Source organism: Marinobacter sp. F4216, from assembly GCF_019931195.1.
GTDB lineage: Bacteria > Pseudomonadota > Gammaproteobacteria > Pseudomonadales > Oleiphilaceae > Marinobacter > Marinobacter suaedae.
Window position 1 is genome coordinate 571,266 of the sequence record NZ_JAIOUO010000003.1, and the last position, 21,339, is coordinate 592,604.

Annotated in this window: 24 protein-coding genes; 11 read left to right on the plus strand and 13 right to left on the minus strand. The window is 57.8% G+C overall.

The genetic code is table 11. The features are described from left to right. Positions 1 to 76 precede the first annotated feature (76 nt). Positions 77 to 1,240, plus strand: a complete 1,164-nt coding sequence (locus tag K8I84_RS08115; protein WP_223794240.1) for an AI-2E family transporter — start codon at positions 77 to 79, stop codon at positions 1,238 to 1,240. Positions 1,241 to 1,347: 107 nt separating this feature from the next. Further along, on the plus strand, positions 1,348 to 2,478 hold the full coding sequence (locus K8I84_RS08120) for a hypothetical protein (RefSeq protein ID WP_223794241.1): 1,131 nt from the start codon (positions 1,348 to 1,350) through the stop codon (positions 2,476 to 2,478). Positions 2,479 to 2,497: 19 nt separating this feature from the next. Here the strand turns inward: K8I84_RS08120 and K8I84_RS08125 are convergent, their stop codons facing one another. Together K8I84_RS08125 and K8I84_RS08130 are read right to left on the minus strand one after the other, a co-directional pair. Continuing rightward, positions 2,498 to 3,598 carry a mandelate racemase/muconate lactonizing enzyme family protein gene (locus K8I84_RS08125; RefSeq protein WP_223794242.1) on the minus strand — a complete coding sequence of 367 codons (1,101 nt, stop codon included), beginning with the start codon at positions 3,596 to 3,598 and terminating at the stop codon, positions 2,498 to 2,500. Between the two features lie 83 nt (positions 3,599 to 3,681). Continuing rightward, the gene (locus tag K8I84_RS08130) at positions 3,682 to 4,371 is read right to left on the minus strand and encodes a DUF4124 domain-containing protein (RefSeq protein ID WP_223794243.1); all 690 of its coding nucleotides are present in this window, start codon (positions 4,369 to 4,371) and stop codon (positions 3,682 to 3,684) included. A 251-nt stretch (positions 4,372 to 4,622) separates the two neighbouring features. On the opposite strand from K8I84_RS08130, the gene K8I84_RS08135 reads away from it, so the two are divergent. Together K8I84_RS08135 and K8I84_RS08140 are read left to right on the plus strand one after the other, a co-directional pair. Continuing rightward, positions 4,623 to 5,357 (plus strand): maleate cis-trans isomerase, encoded by a 735-nt coding sequence (locus K8I84_RS08135; protein WP_223794244.1) that lies wholly within the window; start codon positions 4,623 to 4,625, stop codon positions 5,355 to 5,357. Between the two features lie 17 nt (positions 5,358 to 5,374). After that, the gene (locus tag K8I84_RS08140) at positions 5,375 to 6,349 is read left to right on the plus strand and encodes a ribonuclease Z (RefSeq protein WP_223794245.1); all 975 of its coding nucleotides are present in this window, start codon (positions 5,375 to 5,377) and stop codon (positions 6,347 to 6,349) included. A 71-nt stretch (positions 6,350 to 6,420) separates the two neighbouring features. On the opposite strand, the gene K8I84_RS08145 is transcribed toward K8I84_RS08140, so the two are convergent. Then, positions 6,421 to 6,957 carry a CHRD domain-containing protein gene (locus tag K8I84_RS08145; RefSeq protein WP_223794246.1) on the minus strand — a complete coding sequence of 179 codons (537 nt, stop codon included), beginning with the start codon at positions 6,955 to 6,957 and terminating at the stop codon, positions 6,421 to 6,423. A gap of 450 nt (positions 6,958 to 7,407) precedes the next feature. On the opposite strand from K8I84_RS08145, the gene K8I84_RS08150 reads away from it, so the two are divergent. Continuing rightward, entirely contained in the window at positions 7,408 to 7,614 is a 207-nt protein-coding gene (locus K8I84_RS08150) for a cold-shock protein (protein WP_223794247.1), read from the plus strand. Between the two features lie 295 nt (positions 7,615 to 7,909). Then, entirely contained in the window at positions 7,910 to 8,338 is a 429-nt protein-coding gene (locus tag K8I84_RS08155; RefSeq protein WP_223794248.1) for a VOC family protein, read from the plus strand. A gap of 90 nt (positions 8,339 to 8,428) precedes the next feature. On the opposite strand, the gene K8I84_RS08160 is transcribed toward K8I84_RS08155, so the two are convergent. From K8I84_RS08160 to K8I84_RS08170, 3 genes are all read right to left on the minus strand, one after another. Next, positions 8,429 to 8,818 (minus strand): DUF2750 domain-containing protein, encoded by a 390-nt coding sequence (locus K8I84_RS08160; protein WP_223794249.1) that lies wholly within the window; start codon positions 8,816 to 8,818, stop codon positions 8,429 to 8,431. 79 nt (positions 8,819 to 8,897) lie between these two features. Continuing rightward, positions 8,898 to 9,314 carry a hypothetical protein gene (locus tag K8I84_RS08165; protein ID WP_223794250.1) on the minus strand — a complete coding sequence of 139 codons (417 nt, stop codon included), beginning with the start codon at positions 9,312 to 9,314 and terminating at the stop codon, positions 8,898 to 8,900. Positions 9,315 to 9,375: 61 nt separating this feature from the next. After that, positions 9,376 to 9,828: a DUF4112 domain-containing protein gene (locus K8I84_RS08170; protein WP_223794251.1), complete on the minus strand. Its 453-nt coding sequence runs from the start codon at positions 9,826 to 9,828 to the stop codon at positions 9,376 to 9,378. 184 nt (positions 9,829 to 10,012) lie between these two features. Between K8I84_RS08170 and K8I84_RS08175 the strand changes: the two genes are divergently transcribed. The 3 genes from K8I84_RS08175 to K8I84_RS08185 all read left to right on the plus strand — a co-directional run bounded on the left by K8I84_RS08175 (position 10,013) and on the right by K8I84_RS08185 (position 14,019). Then, the gene (locus K8I84_RS08175) at positions 10,013 to 11,230 is read left to right on the plus strand and encodes a polyhydroxyalkanoate depolymerase (protein WP_223794252.1); all 1,218 of its coding nucleotides are present in this window, start codon (positions 10,013 to 10,015) and stop codon (positions 11,228 to 11,230) included. 118 nt (positions 11,231 to 11,348) lie between these two features. Then, positions 11,349 to 12,092, plus strand: coding sequence for a 3-oxoacyl-[acyl-carrier-protein] reductase (gene fabG, locus K8I84_RS08180; protein ID WP_223794253.1), 744 nt, complete (start codon positions 11,349 to 11,351; stop codon positions 12,090 to 12,092). Between the two features lie 37 nt (positions 12,093 to 12,129). Then, complete coding sequence (locus tag K8I84_RS08185; RefSeq protein WP_223794254.1) at positions 12,130 to 14,019, plus strand: PHA/PHB synthase family protein; 1,890 nt, start codon at positions 12,130 to 12,132, stop codon at positions 14,017 to 14,019. Between the two features lie 27 nt (positions 14,020 to 14,046). On the opposite strand, the gene K8I84_RS08190 is transcribed toward K8I84_RS08185, so the two are convergent. Beyond that, positions 14,047 to 14,841 carry an SDR family oxidoreductase gene (locus K8I84_RS08190; protein WP_223794255.1) on the minus strand — a complete coding sequence of 265 codons (795 nt, stop codon included), beginning with the start codon at positions 14,839 to 14,841 and terminating at the stop codon, positions 14,047 to 14,049. A gap of 143 nt (positions 14,842 to 14,984) precedes the next feature. On the opposite strand from K8I84_RS08190, the gene K8I84_RS08195 reads away from it, so the two are divergent. After that, on the plus strand, positions 14,985 to 15,476 hold the full coding sequence (locus K8I84_RS08195; RefSeq protein WP_223794256.1) for an MOSC domain-containing protein: 492 nt from the start codon (positions 14,985 to 14,987) through the stop codon (positions 15,474 to 15,476). A gap of 43 nt (positions 15,477 to 15,519) precedes the next feature. Here K8I84_RS08195 and K8I84_RS08200 read toward each other — a convergent pair whose 3' ends face one another. The 3 genes from K8I84_RS08200 to K8I84_RS08210 all read right to left on the minus strand — a co-directional run bounded on the left by K8I84_RS08200 (position 15,520) and on the right by K8I84_RS08210 (position 18,080). Continuing rightward, positions 15,520 to 16,515 carry an NADP-dependent oxidoreductase gene (locus tag K8I84_RS08200; protein ID WP_223794257.1) on the minus strand — a complete coding sequence of 332 codons (996 nt, stop codon included), beginning with the start codon at positions 16,513 to 16,515 and terminating at the stop codon, positions 15,520 to 15,522. Between the two features lie 91 nt (positions 16,516 to 16,606). Next, positions 16,607 to 17,332, minus strand: a complete 726-nt coding sequence (locus K8I84_RS08205) for a molecular chaperone DnaJ (protein ID WP_223794258.1) — start codon at positions 17,330 to 17,332, stop codon at positions 16,607 to 16,609. A gap of 46 nt (positions 17,333 to 17,378) precedes the next feature. Further along, complete coding sequence (locus K8I84_RS08210) at positions 17,379 to 18,080, minus strand: VWA domain-containing protein (protein ID WP_223794259.1); 702 nt, start codon at positions 18,078 to 18,080, stop codon at positions 17,379 to 17,381. Between the two features lie 110 nt (positions 18,081 to 18,190). Here K8I84_RS08210 and K8I84_RS08215 point away from each other — a divergent pair, with 110 nt between their 5' ends. Continuing rightward, positions 18,191 to 18,991 carry a hypothetical protein gene (locus K8I84_RS08215; RefSeq protein WP_223794260.1) on the plus strand — a complete coding sequence of 267 codons (801 nt, stop codon included), beginning with the start codon at positions 18,191 to 18,193 and terminating at the stop codon, positions 18,989 to 18,991. Positions 18,992 to 19,027: 36 nt separating this feature from the next. On the opposite strand, the gene K8I84_RS08220 is transcribed toward K8I84_RS08215, so the two are convergent. From K8I84_RS08220 to K8I84_RS08230, 3 genes are all read right to left on the minus strand, one after another. Next, the gene (locus K8I84_RS08220; RefSeq protein ID WP_223794261.1) at positions 19,028 to 19,486 is read right to left on the minus strand and encodes a GatB/YqeY domain-containing protein; all 459 of its coding nucleotides are present in this window, start codon (positions 19,484 to 19,486) and stop codon (positions 19,028 to 19,030) included. Positions 19,487 to 19,782: 296 nt separating this feature from the next. Next, a complete protein-coding gene (locus K8I84_RS08225; protein WP_223794262.1) occupies positions 19,783 to 20,544 on the minus strand; it encodes an ABC transporter ATP-binding protein in 762 nt (253 codons plus the stop codon). 31 nt (positions 20,545 to 20,575) lie between these two features. Further along, entirely contained in the window at positions 20,576 to 21,337 is a 762-nt protein-coding gene (locus tag K8I84_RS08230; RefSeq protein ID WP_223794263.1) for an ABC transporter ATP-binding protein, read from the minus strand. Positions 21,338 to 21,339 lie beyond the last annotated feature (2 nt).

Genomic DNA, 21,339 nt, shown 5'->3' on the forward strand with positions numbered 1-21,339 from the left:
ACCATCACCCCGCGCATTGCGCGAATAGCCACTAGACTCACTAACGACACTGCCAACAACAAGAGTGTTTTCGCTCATGGAATCAAACGGACGAAACGGCCAAAGCAACGCAAAGAGCCCAGAACCTGACAGCAGGAATCCACCCCTGCTGGAGGCCGTTAACATTCGAAGCGTTGCGCTGCTTGTTGTGGCCAGCATCGTTACCCTGTACTTCATAGAGTGGGCCAAGGCGGTGCTTCTGCCACTGGTGGTGGCGATACTCATCAGCTTTACGCTGGACCCACTGGTATCAGGCCTCAGCCGTCTCAGGATTCCCCGCCCTCTGGGCGCGGCCATTGTCCTGACGTTGCTGGTAAGCATCGTCGGGTTCGCCAGCATTCCCCTGAAAAACGAAGCCATCACCATGCTCGACCGTATTCCAGCAGCTTTCGACAAGTTCCAGCGAAAGCAGCTGAATACACCAGACGAGGAAAGCATCGTCGAGAAGGCACAGAAAGTTGCCAAGGAAATCAAGGACACCGCATCAAACGGGTCTGAGGAGTCCGCTCGCCCTCCAGTGGGTGTCACTCGGGTTCAGCAAGTGGAAAAGCCGTTTGATATCCAGCAATACGTCATCGAAAGCACACCGGCAGCGCTGGTGCTGATTTCACAGCTTTTCTCGGTGCTGTTTCTGGTCTACTTCCTGCTGTCCGCCGGATCGCTCTACAAACGGAAAGTGGTCAAAATATCCGGACCCTCCATCGCCCGCATGCGCAAGGCGGAGCGGATCATAGCGGATGTCCACCGGCAGGTGCGTCGGTTCCTGTTCGTGACCGTACTCAGTGGCCTGGTAGTCGGTATTGCCACATGGCTGGCCTTCCTGTCAGTGAATCTCGATCAGGCGGCACTCTGGGGCGTGCTGGCCGGGATAGCCAGCGGCATTCCCTACCTCGGTCCCTTCCTGGTATTTCTGGGGTCGGGCCTTGCCGCATTTGTGCAATTCGGCGAACTGAACATGGCCGTTATCGTTGGCGGCCTCTCCCTGATCATCAGCAGCCTGCAGGGCTACTTTTTGACGCCCTGGCTGACCAGTTTCATTACCAGTCTCAATGCGGTGACCATTTTTGTCGGGCTGTTGTTCTGGGGCTGGTTGTGGGGGCCGGTCGGCCTGATCGTTGCCACACCGATTCTGATGATCACCAAGTCGATTTGCGATCACGTCGCGAACCTCCGTGTCCTGGGAGCGATACTCGGAAAATAGCGTCGCCGTCACTGACAACCCAACAAAAATAAGCTCAAATAGATTGGCAATACGTCTGGACGACCCGGTGGTCTCAACTTCTGAGACCAATGACGCACGGAAGACCTGTGAAGAAACTATTCCTGATCAGCAGCATCGCTTTGATACTGGCACTCTGTATCAGCCTGGCGATCAAGCCGGTGCCCATCGAGCAACGGCTGATACAGGTTCATGCCGGCGATGTGCTGGAAGACTTTCCGGAGTTGGACGAGCAGCCCGTCGAGGTTCAAGCGTTTCTTATAGATATCGCCGACGACCGCTTGCTGCTCCTGAAAGCCGAGGCGGCCTTGATGCGCTACCCGGAGATGGCCCGCTCGCTCTTCCCGCTTTACGGCTCCGAACCAGAGTTCCAGAACATCCTGAGGCGCTACGGAGAGCATGCCCTACCGCCGATTCAGTACTTTGTGAACCACCCCATCCGCTCGATTGAATGGATGCGGGACGCCGCGGAGCAGTATGAAGCGATCAAACGTTTCTTCTACGGAGAACCCGATACTGAAGTGTCTGAGGAGCAAGCAGTTACCTTCAGCGAACCAATGCCCCCGCAAGAGCGTGGCTGGTACGCGGTGAATTTCATTCAGAGCGAAGGCCATGACTTCATTGGTCAGTTTAAGGTGGATGCTCAGGGCAATACCCACTGGATTGCAACCGAACGAGTGCTGGAGGGGCTGAACCAGTTTTTCACCAGCGGCATTCGGGATCTTGAAATCAAATACCGGGCGGAAGAAGCCATCTCTGCCGGTGATATCGGTTGGGCCTCGGTGGATGTACTGCTATTTGCCAGCGCAACCAAGGTTCTACGTTTAGGCCGCGCAACTGCGGTGACCACCCGTGGCGCCAGCCGGAGCACCCGTACCGCTGCCCTCACTACCCGCGCAAGCCAGAGCGCGCGGTGGGTGCTGAGCAGTGCCCGATACGCCAAATGGCCAGCGATCATCGGGGCCGGGTACCTGGTGCTATCCCACCCCAGCATCATCAACGATCTGTTTGCGGAACTGGCGGAAGTCTTCAATGTGCCGGCCCTGGCATTTCAGATCGTCGGCTGGTTCCTGCTGCTGCTACCCGCCATCTATCTGGCCCGATGGATGCTCTGGTTGCTTGCTCCCCTGCTCTCCGGAGCGCTCAGGCTGACCCAACACCTGATCACTGTACTCAGTGGACGAAATCACCGAGCAGTGGCGGCTGACCCCAGGAAGTGAAACCTGTGTGATGGCCAGATCATTCAAACACGTCATGCAACGCCAGTGCCGAGAAATCCGGTTCTACCCCCAGGCCCGGCCGATCACTCAGGCTCATCCGGCCACCGGCAACCTCCGGCGCACCTGTGGCCAGCTGTGACGTGTTGTAGTTATGCAGATCCGTGGTGTTCAGTAATGCCTGCGCTGGCGTGCTGGCTGCCAGGTGAGCGTAGGCAGCGGTCGCTATGCCGCTGCCCCAGGCATCTTCGATGGTCATGGGAATACCGGCATCCGCGCAGACATCCCGTATAACCCGTGACCGGGTCAGGCCACCAAACTTGCTGACCTTCAGGGCCATGGCATCCATGGCGTCATCCCGTATCGCCCGCTGAACATCCGCCAGCGAATTCAGCCCTTCATCCAGCTTGATGGGGTGCCGGGAGCGCCGCCGTACCGACAGACATTCGTCATAACCGCGGCAAGGTTGTTCCAGGAAGACATCGATATCCTCGACCGCCCTGGAGAACCGCAGTGCCTGATCCCGACGCCACGCGGCGTTTACATCGCCAACCCAGAGTTCGTCCGGCTGTTTGAGCCGGCCAAGCCCTTGCATCAGCGCGATGTCCGCCTCAACCTCATGTCCCAGCTTGATCTGGATATGCCGAAAGCCCTCTGCACGGTATTGATGTAAAGAAGCCTCCATTTCCCCGGGTTCCGCCAGGGGCACGATCCGGTGCAACGGCATAGACGGGTTCAACAGGCCACCCAGCAGGGTGTACACCGGTAACCCCGCTGCCTTACCCAGCAGATCCCAGCACGCGATATCAATCGCCGCCTTGGCAACGGCGTGACCGGTCAGCGCCTGATCCATTCGCTCGTTGATGCGGGCAACCTGCCGTGGATCTTGCCCAATGACGGTGGGGGCCAGTACCTCGAGACATGAGGGCAGCCCCTCCGAAAACGCTGCCATGTAATTCGGACCGCAGGGGCACACTTCCCCGTATCCCGCCAGACCGGTATCGGTCTCCAGGGCCACGACTGTCGCGGTGAACACCGTATGGGATCGCCCACCCGCGAACGCGTAGGCCTTGCCGGCGTATTCCAGCTCTGCTGTGTATACCGCCATGGACTCGACACGCATAGTTGGGGTCTCCTGAAAACCAAAATTCCATCTTCAGCATAGCGCGGACTTGGCAGGGGAAGGGAACCACCTTCACACGCGGGTCACATTCTCGGGAATTCCTGAATACAAGCTGGCAACCAGCTATCTGGCGTGTCGAGACACTGGAAGAACCGGCGTGATAATCCGGTGGCTTTCTGGCAGCGAGAGAAGCTGGTATCCACCTTCATCTGCCGATAGGTGTCCAGAAGATAGTCCGGACCATCATTGCTGTTGCTGTTGCTGTTGCTGTTGCTGTTGCTGTTTACGAGGCGGCTTTCAATTCGTGGATTGATCCATTGATACGCCCTTCTCGTTGCTTGCTCACAATTGAGCGTTCCGACATCAGGCACATCCGGCTGGACCTCTGCGCACTCCGTTTTGCCGTTCTCGAACGTGCACTTCGCCTTCCAGGACATGCTTGTCTGCGTGTTTGAAGGTGCACGGCTGGTGGAATCTGTCCGGGTTAACCGGGTCTCTGATTTGGTGGATGCGCCGGGGGGCGTCACATCAACCAGGTTGTCAGTCACCCTTGCCGATGGGCAAGGACGATCGGTAAACATCAACTCCCCGTCCTCTCCAACACACTTGTAAACCGCAGCCTGCGCTATTTCGGCTTCACCGAGACAGAGAACGAAAAGTACAACGGGTGCCAGCGAAGAGCGAGACAACGACTGCTTTCGAGCCACGGAAGGCGCGAAAAAAGAAATCAGGAAGCCAGTAACGATCACCTGAAGGGCGAAAACAAGATCCATTTGTTGTCCTCTATATCCGTAAAATCCATCTCTACTGCACTGTACTGTAAAGCAAAAAATGAAACCCTCCCCCATCTGGACAAGTAAAAATTTGCAAAAAGCGAGAGTCGGGGCCGCGGTAAAACGCTTCGCAAGAGGCGGCCATAGACTAACTTGAGGTTATTAAGCTCAAACAAAGTTCGGATCCAGAACAAACACTCATGTTCCAGCCCCACCCGATCACTGGATGAGCCACGAAAAAGGAGGGAAGCATGCCCCGCATACAGCCCGCCAGACTGGGCTTCCTCTACCCCGGCCACGCGGCCGAAGATGACTTTCCCCTGATGGGTACCATGATCGAACCGCCAGCCGAGGTTCATCTGGTCCACACCGGGTTTCTGGAAGACGCCCACACGGTCGAAGCGCTGAGCGAAATGGGCAGCGTGAGCCGGCTGTTACAGGGCGCAACGTCCCTCGAAGGCTTCGGCATCGAATCGGTGATGTGGACATCCACCAGCGCAAGTTTCGTTCTGGGACTGGATGGAATCCGCCAGCAGATCGACGCTTTGGAAAAGCAGCTCGGGGTGCCGGCATCCACAACCGCCATGGCGTTTGCCCGGGCCGTGAAAGCGGTTGATGCCAAGCGCGTCGCCATCGCTGCCACCTACCCGGAAGATGTGGCGCTTCTGTTTTGCCAGTTCCTCAATCATTTCGATATCGATGTGGTTCACCATTCGAGTCGGGGAATTGTGACCGCCGTTGAGGTGGGAACTCTTGGGAAAGAGGACGTCATCGAACTCGCGTTCCAGAATACCCCCAGAGAGGTTGATGCCCTTCTTATTCCCGACACCGCCCTGCACTCTGTCGCCTGGCTGGCGGAACTTGAAGAAATCACGGACACCACGGTGCTCACCGCCAATCAGGTGAGTTTCTGGGAAGCCCTTCGGTTATGCGGGAAACTGACACCACAGCCAAGGTTGGGTACATTATTTGAAGAGATACCCTGAGCACCCAACAGGAAACCATGGAATTCACCTTTCTGGGCACATCCGCCGGTACGCCGACACGGTCGCGAAACGTGACGGGGCTGGCTTTGTGCCGGTCTGGCCCCAAGCCATGGTATCTGGTGGACTGCGGTGAAGGCACCCAGCACCAGTTGTTGCGTACCCGCTACTCGGTGATGCAGCTACGGGCGATCTTCATTACCCATATTCACGGTGACCATACCTTCGGCCTGCCAGGGCTACTCACCAGCGCCTCCATGCTTGGCCGTACTGAACCGTTGGATATTATTGCCCCCACCCAGGTTCAGCGCCTGATCCATGCTGTAATCAACAGCAGTGATTCCAGCCTCAGTTATTCCCTGAACTTTATTGACTCCGAAGCACCCGACTTTTACTGGCAGGACGACTATTTCAGCGTCACCAATGTGGCCCTGTCCCACCGCGTACCCTGCCGTGCCTACAAGTTCACCGAGCGCCATCTGGAGCGCCAGCTCCTTCAGGCAGAATTGAGGCAGGACGGAATCGAGCCAGGACCGAGCTGGGGCGAATTGCAGAAAGGCAATGACGTGCTGCTCGATGACGGGCGGTTGATCAGAAGCGACGATTACACACACCTCCCCCGCACGGCACGCCGACTCATCGTCGCGGGCGACAACGACACCCCCGAACTGCTGGCAGAGGCCGCCAGGGACAGCCATGTGCTGGTCCACGAATCCACCTACACCCAGGAAGTGGCCGACCGGGTCGGCCCCTGGCCACAACACAGCTCAGCCGAACAGGTAGCCCGCTTTGCCCAGCAGGTAAAGCTGCCCAACCTGGTGCTCACCCACTTCAGTTCCCGTTACCAGTCCGGCCCGGTTGGCACGCCCCACATCAGCCAGGTAGCAGCCGAAGCCATGCAGCACTACCAGGGCAACCTGTTTCTTGCGCGTGATTTCGAGACTTATCGGCTGGAGAAGGATCTTTCCCTGGTGCCCTTGAGTGAAGGCACCTGATCCGCCCGAACGGGCTTAAAGCGGAGACCTGCGGGCAAATTCAGAAAGCGGTTTGCCTCACCGCAGGGTCATCAGTGCCGACGCAGCATTAAAAACACCACGACCGACAGCAGGATCAATGCTATCGAGGAGGGCTCAGCAATGGATACAGGCCCTACCTGCCCCCGAATCTCACCCGAGGGATGGGCTTCAGTATGCACGTTGGCGTACAAGCTTCCGGTGTTCAGCGCATCGATAAAAAGGCTAAACGCCCCCGTCAAGGTTCCAACGAGGTCCGCCTCTTCCAGGGTGCCGGTTGCAAGTGGCCCATTCACCACACCACCGGGAACAGCAGACGCCAATAAATTCGCGACTACGCCGCCGTTCTGGCCGGTCGGCGCCAGGTGCAGGTGTGCCGCAATCACGTCACTGAGGCCCGATACGTCAACCCGATAGTCCAACCGGGTCTGCGTAGCATCGAGTTCGAAACTGGCTACACCAGAAGCTTGCGTTTGTACCGGCGGCACTTCGTTTTCCCCGGCAAGGGTAGCTGTGTAGATGGCCGAGGCGTAGACCGACGCAACCGAAAAGACGAGCAGTAGGGCCGCAAACAGATACCTCAACAGCATCAGACCTCCTCCAACGAATGGACGAACCATTCTGGTTATCAACACACCAACTCTAGTCGCTCTCGATGAATCTTCCATGCTTCAGGAGGAAAGCCTTAGATCAATCTGATTGGCTCTTACCATCCGTCATTCCCTTTGATGACGGCCAGACTGGGCGACTGGCTGACTCACAAAGCCGTGATGATGAAAGAAGCAGATGGATATGCCTTACGACAGCTGTCGCCTATAGGTTGTTTTCCTTATAAAAAAAGCTGGTCATTCACAACCAACAGGGGTACAGTGGTCGCCGTTGGAAAGAGTTAGCAAAGCAGTTCACGAATAAGACGTTTGGCAGTAATAGTACCCGTCCTGTTTTTGATCCCGCGTGTTTCTTAGTTTCCGCACCCGGTTGCATGCCCGGCACAAGTCTGGCCTGCAATTCATTAAAAAATTGATTCAGGAATATCTAATATGTCTACTGTTACTGGCACCGTTAAGTTCTTCAACGAAACTAAAGGTTTTGGCTTCATCACTCGCGAAGGCGGCCCTGACGTATTCGTTCACTACAGCGCTATTCAAGGCGGCGGATTCAAGACCCTGGCTGAAGGCCAGCAGGTTGAGTTCACCGTAACTCAGGGCCAGAAAGGTCCTCAGGCGGAGAACGTTGTCGCTCTGTAATTCAGACGACTAACGTTTCGTAAAAAAGGCAGCTTCGGCTGCCTTTTTTTGTTCAAGCTTTCAGCAGTGAGCGGAAGAGAATGTTCCGTGAACCCTTCCCACCCAGGAACAGTCTCTGACAGTGCGGTTCCAGAACGCATCCCTGCCACCGAAAACGCCCAATTTGCAACTATTCGGATTGCCTGTTCGAGGACGTCCCAAGATGTAATAAGAACTTCCGTTGACTGAGTCCGCTCCTCATGTGATCGTCAAGAAATTACCCAAACTTATTTCATCAGAATCCAAGGAGTACTCGATGAGCCTTTCCCCCTTTCATCTGGCGATCCCCGTATACGATCTGGTAGCCGCCCGGCAGTTCTATAACGATGTCTTCGGGTTGGAGGAAGGCCGCTCCAGCGACCACTGGGTTGATTTCAATTTCTTCGGCCATCAACTGGTTATTCACGAGCATCCGAAGACAGCCTCCCAGAAAGCCGCGCACACTAACCCGGTCGACGGGCACGATGTTCCTGTTCCCCATTTCGGCGTAATCCTCGAGTGGAACCAGTGGCAAGCGCTCGCAGAGCGTCTGAAATCACTGGGAACAAAATTTGTGATCGAGCCCTATGTTCGCTTCGAAGGGCAGGTGGGGGAACAGGCAACGATGTTCTTGTTCGATCCCTGCGGTAACGCGCTTGAATTCAAGGCGTTCAAGGACATGAACGAGCTTTTCAGGAAGGACTGATCCGCTCATCCACGGCCTGCGAAGCAATTTATCGGCGGCGGAGCGCTCAAATTGTCGGTGTTTAGAATGGCGCCGGAACATAGGCTCCAGCTAGAAAGCCGGCCCGGACAGCACTTCCTGCAAATCCCGCTTCAGTTCCTCCGGCTCGGTGATCCAGAGCTCGATTTGCGCACCGGGAAACACCCCGATATCAATGCCATCCCGGGTTAATCCCGGTACCCATTTCTTGAAAAAGTCCGGCAGGGAAATCGCTTTTGGCGACAAATCCCCTGCCCCTTCTGCGTAATCGGCGGCAAACGCATCGCTGGGCCAGACCGGCAAATACGCCACGCGATCTTCTTCAGAGACAATCTTCAGAAACTGACTGGCCTCATTGACCAGAATCCAGATTTCCCGTTCTTCCGCCACTGCATCCAGAAAGTAGTCGTAGCGTTCTTCGCCATCCATGCCAAGCACATGATCGGACGGATGTTCACTCATAGTGACTTTGCTCCACTGCGACACGCTTCAAACGGCGTGTCTGTATTTTGGTAAATGAGTTTGCCGGGTAATGGTTCCATCAGCCGGAACGCCCCTTCAGAAGCTTGGGCCGCCATAATGCCGTGCACAAAACGAGCGCAAAGGCCGCCAGCACAAACACCTTGTTCACAAACCAGTTAGTGCGCCAGATGGACCACTCCGGGTCAGCAAGAAACCGGGTGAACAGGGTAACGATAATCAGGATCGCGACAACCGACATACCGATTGCCAGAACCCGCGTGTATCTCGGTTGCCTGAGCAGGCTCCACGCCAGCCAGAGGTGGGCGAGCGGCCACAGATCCCAGTAGATATAGGTTGACCAGACTTCCCCGGCGGCCCATGCAAAACCCATCGGGAACAGGTATTTGATGAACAATGTCCAGGCCACGAGGATCAGAAACAAGTGCGCCAGAAAACTGATCCAGGGGCTCGGTGCGCTTTCGGGGGAGGTCATCATAACAGCAGTCCTGCCGTCCTGGTGAGCTGAAATATGTCCTGCGGTCACGCCTGCCAGACTATTAAAAAATGAGTGTTAACCCGCCGGTAATAAGGGCAAACAAGAGGGACAAGCCAATCACGGTTTTCCAGGGGAAAGGCGGTGGCGGCGGTTCGACCGCCAGCTGCTCTTCCAGGTAGTTTTTCAGCAGCCGGGTGTTGCGGGTATTCGCCTTGAACACCGCATCAAAGCCATCCCCCACCACCGGCAACAGGCCACCAAAAAAGTCGATGGCCATGTTGCGCAACATACGCAGCTTCACGTTTTTGCTGGCACCGGCACGCTGCGCCTCAATCAAAACGTAACTTGCCAGCGCCAGACCAGCCACATCACCCACCACTGGCACCAGACCAATCACCGCCTCGGCACCAATAGTGGTGTTGGTGAACGGTATTCGGATACTGCTGTCGGTAAAGCGGCTGAATTTTTCCAGCCGGGCCAGCGTTGCCCGTTGTTGCGCTTCAAGCTCTGACATAAATACTCCGCGATCCATCATGGGAAGCTTTGTTGTATCACAACACCGAATGACACTCGTACCTTGCCTTAACTGTGATAGTGTATTTTGCTAAAGATAACCTTGGGACACGAACGTCAGGTGTGCATGGGGCAACGGACTGGCTCAAAAATGCCGCATTCCAGAACTCTAGCAGGACCGTGCCATGATGTATTTCGCCCACGAGATGAGCCGCGCCGCGCTGATGCCCCTGCGCATGCTGACCGGTGCCCAGAGCCAGCTGCTTCGGCATCCGGACAGTCCCTTGTCCAATATCCCGGGAGCACGCAGCATCGCGTCCGCCTCCGAGGTCTTCGGAGACCTTACCCGACGTTATCCAAAACCTGCCTTCAACCTGAACTCGACCGTCTGTGATGACAAACGGGTTGATGTGCAGGAAGTCATCGTCAAGCGCCACCCCTTTGCCCAGCTCAAGCATTTTAAACGCAGCACGGAGCGCCCGGATGACCCGAAACTGCTGATCGTTGCGCCGTTATCCGGGCACTTCGCTTCGCTGCTGAGAGGCACTGTCGAAGCCATGCTGCCGGATCATGATGTGTACATTACCGACTGGCGGGACGCCTGTCGCGTTCCAGTGACCATGGGCGACTTTGGCCTCGATGACTACATCGACTACGTCATCGATTTCATGGAACACCTTGGGCCGGATACCCACGTACTGGCCGTGTGCCAACCTGTGGTACCGGTGCTCGCAGCCACCGCCCTTATGGCGGAAGACGGCCATCCGGCAACACCCAGCTCTCTTGCATTGATGAGCGGTCCCATTGACGCTCGTATTGATCCCACCGAGCCCTGCAAGCTGGCCACCAAGCACAGCCTGGGCTGGTTCAAGCGTAACCTGGTTCATCCGGTGCCCGCGCCCTACCCCGGGGCGATGCGCAAGGTGTATCCGGGTTTTTTGCAGCTGGCCGGGTTCATAAACATGAACTTCGACCGCCACCTTGGCGCCTATCGTGAGCTGTTCAAATCGCTGCGCGCAGGTGACCATGACAGGATCAGCCGCCATCGGGAATTTTACGACGAGTACCTGGCGGTGATGGACCTGCCAGCCACCTATTACCTCGATACCATTCAGCGCGTGTTCCAGGAATTCCATCTGGCCCGGGGCTGCTTGCGGCACCGGGGCCGCCCGGTGAACCCGGCCGCCATCCGCAACACCGCCCTGATGACCATCGAGGGGGCAAAGGACGACATCTCCAGCCCCGGGCAAACCCGGGCCGCCCACGACCTATGTATAAATGTGCCCAGCGCCCGAAGGGTCCATCATATCCAGCAGGGTGCAGGCCACTACGGTGTGTTCAACGGACGCCACTGGCGGGAGGAAATTTCTCCAAAATTACGGACTTTCATCCGTTCTGCCTGACAACCCGGGGCTGGGCCGGTTTCTTGTGAGCCCACCGAAGCGCTGCTAACTTCAGAGTGATCATTTAACACGAAAAATGATTACCCGGCAGACAGTCACATGATTCAAGGAGAGTATCATGCAAGACCTCAAAGGTAAGGTCGCCATCGTTACAGGCGCCTCTCGTGGTATCGGCCGACACATCGCCCTCCAACTCGCCCAGCGTGGCGCGGATGTTGCCATCAACTACCGATCGCGTCAGTCGGAAGGGGACGAAGTTGCCAGGGAGATTGAAGCACTGGGCGTCCGCTCCCTGGCCATCCAGGCGGACCTCTCGAAGATGCCGGAAGCCCGCAGCCTGGTAGATCAGGTCTATGACACCTGGGGCCGCATCGACATTCTGGTCAACAACGCCGGCATCACCCGTGACAAGTCCATGAAGAAACTCACGGATGATGACTGGAATGACGTGCTAGATACCAATCTCGGAAGCGTCTACGCCACCTGCTCCGAAGTGCTGAAAATCATGATGGAACAGAACTTCGGCCGGATCATCAATATCACCTCGTTCGTCGGTCAGGCCGGTAACTTCGGGCAGGCCAACTACGCGGCCAGCAAGGGCGGCATTATCGCGTTCACCAAGACCCTCGCACTGGAAATGGCCAGGTACAACATCACCGTCAATGCCATTGCCCCGGGGTTCACCGAAACCGAGATGCTTGAGCAGGTGCCTGAAAACATCCGCGAACAGATCATTGCCCGTATTCCCATGGGTCGCTTTGGCCAGCCGGAGGAAATTGCCCGCGCGGTGGTGTTCCTCGCAGCGGAAGGCGACTACATCACCGGCCAGCAGATCAACGTGAACGGCGGTGTCTACATGTAGTAAGGGGGTCGGTAACCCCGAAGCGGAGCGTGTGAGCATGTCCAAACAACCGGTAAAGACCACATCCGCGTCAGAGTTTGAGCCCAACGTCGTGCGACGCTCTGTCGCGCGGGCCGGGGCTCATGCCGGCCACCTGATCAAACGCTCCATCATGCGCCGGCTACGCGGCGCACCGCCCAATCCGGCCAGCACCAAAAGCCTGGTCACCCCCTTCGCAGTACTGACAGGCAAGCTCGCCACCCAGCCCGACACACTGCTGTTCGCCCAGATGCGCCTGGCCCGGGACGCGAGCAACTTCTGGATGAGTTTGCTGACCAGCAGCATCGGCAACAAGCCACTGCAGGTGGCGGAACCCGAACCCGGAGACGGGCGGTTTCGCGACCAGGCCTGGAACGAAACCATGGCCTTCAACGCCATCAAACAGGCCTACCTGCTATACAACCGCTGGCTCATGGACACCATTGATGATGTTCGGGGGCTGGACGATCACACCCGGCACAAACTGCACTTTTTCATCGGACAGATGACCGATGCCATGGCCCCGAGCAACTTCATCCTGAGCAACCCGGAGGTACTGCGTGCCACCCTCAAGACCCGGGGCAGGAACCTGCTTCGTGGCATGGCCAATCTGCTGAGAGACCTGGATGAGGGAGAGGGCCCGATGCCTTTCCGCATGTCCGACCCGGATGCGTTTGCCGTGGGTGACAACCTGGCCAACACACCGGGGGACATTATCTTCCAGAACGATCTGATGCAGCTCATCCAATACCGGCCAACCACCGAATCGGTGCACCGCCGGCCCTTGCTGGTCATCCCGCCGTGGATCAACAAGTACTACATTCTGGATCTGGGCGAGCGAAAGTCGTTCATCCGCTACTGGGTCGAACAGGGCCACACGGTCTTTGTCGTTTCCTGGGTGAACCCCGGCCCGGAACTGGCCAACAAGGGCTTTGAAGACTATATGCTCGAGGGGCCGGTCGCCGCCATGGACGCCATCGAACGCGCTACCGGCGAGCGAGAGGTCAACACCGTGGGCTACTGCATTGGTGGCACCCTGCTGGGTTGCACGCTGGCCTGGCTGGCCGCGCGGGGCGATGATCGGGTCAAGAGCGCGACCTTCCTCAACAGCCTGATGGATTTCTCGGACGTCGGGGACCTGAAGGTGTTTATCGACGAAGACGCCATCCGGTCCATCGAAAAGGCCATGGACAAGCAGGGCTACCTTGATGGCTCTTCTATGGCCATCGCCTTCAACATGCTCAGGGCCAACAGTCTGATCTGGTCTTTTTACATCAACAATTACCTGCTCGGACGGGATACTGCCCCTTTCGACCTGCTTTACTGGAACTGCGACACCACCCGCATGCCCGCCGCCATGCACAGTTTTTACCTGCGCAACATGTACCTGGAAAACCGGCTGAAAGAGCCGGGCGGAATTGAACTGGCGGGCACCCCGATTGATCTGGGCAAGGTGACGATTCCCTGTTACTTTGCCTCGGCTATTGAGGACCACATCGCGCCCTGGACCTCCTGCTACCGGGGCTCCCGAAACCTGGGCGGGCCGGTGCGATTTGTTCTCGGCGGCTCCGGGCACATTGCGGGTATCATCAACCCGCCGGACAAGAAAAAGTACGGATACCGGGTGAACGAGGACACGGATCTGGATACCGAGTCCTGGCTCAAAGGAGCGAAGCAGTTTGAGGGTTCCTGGTGGCCCGACTGGGTCGAATGGGCCGAGGCCTTTGGCGGTGGCGAGGTGAAAGCTCGAACCGCAGAGCAAGGTCATCTGCCGGTGATTGAGCCGGCACCCGGTGCCTATGTTAAGAACCTGCCGGCACCGCCTGCGCCGGCGATCAGAAAACGCCCTCAGCGCGAGCGCAAAAAAGCGACCACCCAGAAAGCGGCGCCAGCAAAAGTAACCCAGTAGGTGCCGCTATCTGGATGTCAACGATACTCAGGCCCGGGCACGAACGATCCGGAACAGGGCTTCCGGCGCGGCTCGTTTGATCCAGAGCGCGGCCATTTCCTTGCCCTTGCCCACCGGGATTTCCCGCTTTTTCGCCTGAAGGCCTTTGAACACCACCTCGGCGCACTCGGTCACGTCCATACCGCCGGCGATATCCTCATCCACTTTGCCGAAAGCTGAGCCATCGCCAGCCAGGGCGTTGCGAGAGATATCCGTTCGAATAAAACCAGGCACAATCGTGGACACATGAATACCCTGGCCTTCCACCTCGGCCCGCAGGGCGTCAAAGAAGCCCATGACCGCATGCTTGGCAGCACAGTAACCCGTGCGCTGGGGGACACCAACCTTGCCGGCCACACTGGCTGTTACCGCTAGATGCCCGGAGCCCCGCTCCAGCATGTGGGGCAACACTGCCTTGGTCAGCGCGATCTGCCCCATCACATCCACATCCATCAGTTTCTGGTACACCGCCATGTCGGTGTCCTTGCACAGGGAGCGTTGGGAAACGCCGGCGTTGTTCACCAGCAAATCAATGGTGCCAAAGGTATCCAGCACCGTCTGAACCGCCGCGGGCAAGGAAACCCAGTCGGTTACGTCCAGGGGTAGCACCAGCACGCTGTCTTCCGACAGGCCGGCATCACAGCAAAGACCGGCCACCCGTTCCAGTTCCTCTTTGCGTCGGGCGGAGAGCACGACACGGGCACCATCCCTTGCGTATTGAATGGCCAGGGCTTCGCCGATGCCAGAGGAGGCGCCGGTAATCCAGACGGTTTGAGCGGGCATATTAGTTCCTTGTTTGTTGTTTAACGTATCAAAGCAAACGAGCTATCCATCGCAATGAAGGTTACGGAGAGCGCGATGAGAAAAGGGTAACAGATAACCTGTCTGCCCTGATATTTCAAGCACTTAAAGCAGAGCGAGCAACCATGTCAGATAAGCCCTCACTTCAATCCCTGCTGGACACCGTGCCCCAGTGCGGGCGCGTCGAGTGGATCGGCATCCGCCCGGCCCGGGGCGAGGCGATGACCACCCTCAACCAGGTAGCCGTCACTCCCGGCAAGGGCCTTGAAGGTGACCGCTTCAAAGGCCGGGAAACCAGTAAGCGGCAGGTGACCCTGATTCAGCAAGAGCACCTGCACGCCATCGCCTCCTGCCTGCAACGTGAGGCTATCCCGCCAGAAGTGTTCCGGCGCAACATTGTGGTCTCGGGTCTGAATCTTCTGGCACTGAAAGGGAAACGCTTCCGGGTCGGCAGCGTGGTGCTGGAATACACCGGCCTGTGCCATCCCTGCAGCAAGATGGAGACGGCCCTGGGGCCAGGCGGCTACAACGCCATGCGGGGGCACGGCGGTATCACAGCCCGCGTGGTGGAAGGGGGTGAACTGGCCATTGGTGACGCCGTGCAGATGTGCCTCTGACGCATTGCAGGCCAGTGCGCCAGCGAGACCGGTAAAGCTCGCCCTAGAGCTTTACCATCAACTTGCCCTTGTTGTCCCCGGTCAGGAACAACCCCAGCCCGCTCATGGCCGATTCCAGGCCCTCCAGCACATGCGCACGGTATTTGATCTGTCCCTTCTGAACGTAGGGGGTGAGTTTGGCCTGCAGTTCTTTGGTTTTGTCCCAGTGATCCGGCATGGTAAAGCCCTGTATCGACAAGCGCTTCTTGATGATGCGCATCCAGTTGGGACCGGGGCGCGGATTTGCCGAGGTGTAATCCGCAATAAGGCCGCACACCACGATGCGACCATGAGCATTCATTCGCTCAAACACATAATCCAGGATTGGGCCACCGGTGTTCTCGAAATACACATCGATACCGTCCGGAGCCAATTCATCCAGCTTTGCCCCCAGATCATCGGTCTTGTAATTCACCGCACCGTCAAAGCCGAGTTCATTGACAATCCAGTCCGCCTTTTCGTCCGTGCCGACCACACCAATAACCCTGAGTCCATCGGCCTTGGCCAACTGCCCGACGATGGAACCGACAGAGCCGGCAGCACCGGACACGACCAGCGTCTCCCCCGCCCTGGGATAGCCATAGCCATACAGCCCCTGCGTGGCAGTCAGCCCCGGCAGGGCAAAGACCGCAAGAACCATTTCCGGTGGCAACGATTTGTCCACCTTGTTCACGCCCGTGCCATCGGTCAGAACCATCTCCTGCCAGCCAAACAGCCCCATGACCTGATCACCCTCGTTGAAGTCCGGGTGCCTGGAAGCGATCACCTCGCCAATGCCCGATGAGCGCATGACATCGCCAAGCTCGACCCGGGGAATGTAGCTGTCGGTGTCCTCACTCATCCAGCCCATCATGGCCGGATCCAGGGACATATAGGTTTGCCGGATCAGAAACTCGCCCTCAGCAGGCTCTGGAACGGTTTTCTCCTCCACCTCGAACAGCTCCGGCCCGATGGATCCTGCAGGCCGCTTCACCAGCTTGATTGCCTTGTAGGTACTCATGTCAGATATCTCCTGTAATCGAGGATGGAATCGCCGCTTAACGTAACCTGCGCGCCTGCCTGCATACAGGCAAACGGCAGAGCGTGAACCCTCAGCCTAGCAGGCGCAGCTTCGCTTCGTTGATACGGGCAGCCAGATAGTTGCTGCCGCCGTGATCGGGATGGACTTTTTGCATCATCCGTCGATGGGCCTGGATGATCTCTTCCCGGCTGGCACCGGGCTCCAGACCAAGAATATCCAGCGCTTCGCTTTCCGTCAGATTCGCGCTGCCATTACCTCTGTCAGTGGACCCGCCCTCTTCCGTGCCTCCGCCGCTCCCGGCGTCATCGTCAGCGCGCCAGGAGTCACCGAACCGCCGATCGAGATAGGTTTCCAGAAGTCGGGCGGAGTCCTCATCCTGCGTGCGGCAGTACCTGAGCAACTCCAGAAATTCGCTTTCGCTCAGTTCCGCCAGCACCCTGCCGGCCATGGGGCCCTTCAGGATCTTGCCGGTCATGGATCCGGAGTCGTGATCCAGGGTCATTTCAAGAATGTCGCTGGAAACCTGCGACTGTCGGCCGGTTTTTGCCTGACCATTGTCATCGGATGCCAGACTCGCCAACCACGAGGAAAACATTTTTCTCAGCAGGGGATACAGTAACGCCAGCAGGGCAAACACGAAATGCAGACGACCGGTCGCGGCCAGCAATACCACGATGAAGGTGCCAACCACCAACGTCAGTTTCATGATGGCCGGCTTGCGCTGACTGGCCGGCATGCTGCGCAGCCAGACCCAGGCAATAAATCCCAGGCCAATTAGCAGTAACGTCAGTGGCACTCACACTCCTTGGTCTTGGTCGGTCATCAATGGATGGGCAACAGCGTTATCGGATTTGCCGGGTCAGACGTTTGACCTCTGCAGAGCTGCGGCTGGAAAAATCCTCCAGCGCCTTGGCACCCCCGGAAGCATAGACCGCCACTGCGGCCATAAGATCCTTCAGAACCTGAGGGCTGTTGCGGTCAAACGGAGCATAGGCTCCCCCAGAAAGCTTGCTCACTTGCTGAAACACCGCTCGGGCATGGGGATCGCCGCCTTCGTGAAACATGAACACCGGCGTTCTCAGCATACCCAGCTCTCCCGCGCTGTGGCACAGCTCATCCACCGGTTCCTCGCAACAATCCCCGATAAACACCACTGCTCTGACCGGCTCAACGCGGGTTTCTTTCACCGCATGGGCAAGAACACGGCTGATCTGGGTGCGGCCGCCCCGACAGGAAACCCCGTTCATCAGGTTCAGCAACTGGCCGGTCTCGGTCACAAAACCCGTTGCTTTGAATTCACGGAAGCCCCGGTAGTAGGCGAGCTGAATAGCGAGCCCTCCCAGATCACGGGTGGCCAGGAACAGCTCACTCTGCAAGTGGCAGGCCTGATCCCAGGTTGCCTCGCGACTGGCGGTGGCATCCAGGGCAAAGATCAGTCGCCCCCGACTTCCGCCGCCGGCCTGCGTGGGCAGGTTGCGAACCTGTTGGATAAACTGATCAATAGATTGTTTATCGGATCTGGTGCGAAGCTCTTTGTCGGACATAGGCGTCTGGAATCCGTTTGGGCTGACCACGTTATGGCTACAAGCGTAGGGCAAAGACCATGCAATTCACAGGGTGGCGGACTTGCTCGCATCTGTCTCAAGGTGTTCTTTTGCTCACCGCCCTGGCTCTGCCGGTAGCCGCTCACACGTCTGACGACTTTTATCTGCTGTACCGCCAGTGGCAGCCCTACGACTGGCCGGTCGATGAGCCCTCGGCAACCGAAGTCACCCGCTCCCAGCGAGGCGTTGGCTGGCGCAGGGAGGTTACCCGGGGAGACATTGGGCTTGACTACGATTACCAGCCCCTGCGCATCCGCACCGGAGAACCGGCCCACAATGGTCATCTGCACCGACTGACTGTCGATGGCCAGTGGCAGCACCGGCGCTTTCGCGTGCAGGCCAGGGCTGGCGTCGCCGGCACCTCCAACATGTTCAAATACAGGGACTTTCACAGCGACGTGATCACCGGGCGAGTTGCCTTGTTACGGTCCGTCGGCCGGCACTCGCCGGTGAGTCTGGGGATTGGCGGCGATCACCGCTTCGGGTCCTTCCGGTGGCTGCCCAGACTGCGTTGGGAAGATACCAGCAAGACCGGTCACTGGCTGGTGGACCTCCCGGTTTTGCTGCGCTGGCAGGGCCCCGGGAACCGCTGGGTGTTCCGGGTAGGACGAGACGGTGATCGCTGGGCCACGCTCGACAAAGCACGGGCGGTGGAGAGCTCGCTCTATCTGCGGGAATGGCGAGCCGAACTGAGCTACCGGATCCGCCCGGGCAGGGATGCATGGCCAGCCCTGGAGCTTGGGATTGGCGCGAGCGCGGATACCCGCGTTCGCTATCAGGACCTGCAGGCGGGTACCCAGGATGTCCGATTGGGGGATGCCCTTCTGGGCAGTATCAAGCTCAACTGGTAGGCCGAGACATCCATTGCGGATGAACGACCGGGTCGGTTATCGACCTGCCAACACCGCCCGAACCTTTTTGCTCAACTGCCCCATATCAACCCGGCCGGTGACCTGGGGGCGCAGCTCGTTCATCACGCGTCCCATGTCCTGCATGCCCTGGGCGTCGGTGGCGCTGATGGCTGAACGAATCAGCCCTTCCAGCTCCTCATCACTGAGGGCCGCCGGCATGAACTCTTCAATGATCGCCATTTCCGCCCGTTCCTTATCGGCCAGTTCCTGGCGTCCGGCATCGTCGTACTGGCTGGCTGCATCACGGCGCTGCTTAAGCATTTTGTCCAGCACCTTCAGCACGTCGTCGTCCCCCAGCTCCCGCCGCTCATCAACCTCAATCTGTTTCACCGCAGCCTGTGCCATCCGCAGCGTGACAAGTCGATCTTTCTCCTTGTTCCGCATGGCATTTTTTACCGCGTTATTCAGCTGTTCCTTAAGTGTTGTGTCTGTCATGGTGGGCCTCCCGTTGCATGAATGAATAGCCCTGTAGAATGCAGTAAATAAGATTAATTACAAGGCAATACCACCATGATCGATTTCCGCAGCGGACATCATTGCCCGCCCTTCCATTGCCATGCGCGAGGCCAGCGCCGCAGCAGGCAACAGCGTCTATGCCGAACATTGCTTTTCTGAGGATTTCGTTCCGAAAGTGAAGGCAATCGATGGGCCACACTCGATGAGGCCCGGGAGGTTGAAGACACGCAGTGTCTGCAGGAGTGGAGAATGAAGCTGCCCCACCGGGGCAGCCATCAAATGGCCAGATAGTCCTGCCGAAGCTGCTCGTTCTCCAGAACCTCACTCGCAAGACCGTCAAACACCACCTGACCGGACTCCAGAATGACTGCCCGGTCCGCCAGCTTCAGTGCTGCAATCGCGTTTTGCTCGACGATGACGGTAGTCATCCCCAGCGACTTGATTTCTTTCAGCGTACGTTCGATTTCCTGCACTATGATGGGAGCCAGCCCCTCGTATGGCTCGTCCAGCAGTAATAGCTTGATATCCCGGGCCAGCGCCCGACCGATGGCCAGCATTTGCTGCTCACCGCCCGACAGGGTGGTGCCCTCCTGATTACGCCGCTCGCCCAGGCGGGGAAACAGCTCGAAGATCCGATCAATGGACCAGCCGGAAGGCGGTGCCAGCTGAGCCAGCTTCAGGTTCTCCAAAACGCTCAGGCCGGGAATGATGCGACGATCTTCGGGAACCAGAGACAAGCCACTCTGAGCCGCCTGGTAGGCTTTCATTGAGTGCAAGGGCTGATGATCCAGCCAGATTTCGCCATGAGTAACCATGGGAGAATCCGCCCGGGCGATGGCTCGCAGGGTCGAGGTTTTCCCAGCCCCGTTTCGGCCGAGCAACGCGAGGATTTCCCCCTCATGGATATTCATCGTTACGCCCTGGACGATGTAGCTTTCTCCGTAATAGGCGTGCAGGTCCCAAACCGAAAAATAGGCAGGTTTTGCTGATTCGGAGCTGGACTGATGAGTAACATGGGTCGCCGATTGTTCCGCCATTATTTCCATTCCTTCGCTGTAAGCACGATATTCACTCCGACTCCGCCGTGCCCAGATAGGCTTCCTGAACCTCGGGGTGGCCTTTGATCTTGTCAGGGTAATCTTCCACAATCACATGCCCCTGTGACAGCACGCTGATCCGGTCAGCCAGGCTGAACACGACGTGCATATCATGCTCGATGACGACGAACGTGATGTTGTGGGCCTCATTGATGGTTTTCAGCAAATCAATGGTGTTATTGGTGTCGGATCGCGACATACCGGCCGTCGGCTCATCCAGCAGCAACAGTTTGGGCTGCTGGACCAGACACATCGCCATCTCAAGCCTTCGTTTGTTGCCACGAGACATAGCAGACGCGGTGTGGTGACGCTCATCAATCAACCCCACATCCTGGAGTATCTTCTCGGCCTGCTCGCGTATGGAGGTCTCCCTGGCCAGGGACTTGAAGGGCGAGAGATGAAACGCGCCGTCCCGATGTGCAAAGGCCGGAATCATCACGTTTTCCAGAATGCTTAACTCGGAGAACACCTCCGGCGTCTGGAACACACGGCTGATGCCCGCCTGGTTGATCTGGTACGGAGCCAGCCCCAGCAGGCTTTTGTTGTTGAACATGACCGTGCCGGTGTCTGGCAACAGCTTGCCGATAAAGCAGTTCAACAACGTGGACTTGCCCGCACCGTTCGGTCCGATGATGGCATGGACGGTGTTCTGTTGAATTGACAGATTGACGTCATCCAACGCCAGAAGACCGCCGAAGTGCTTGCTAACACCCTTTACTTCGAGTATCCCCACGA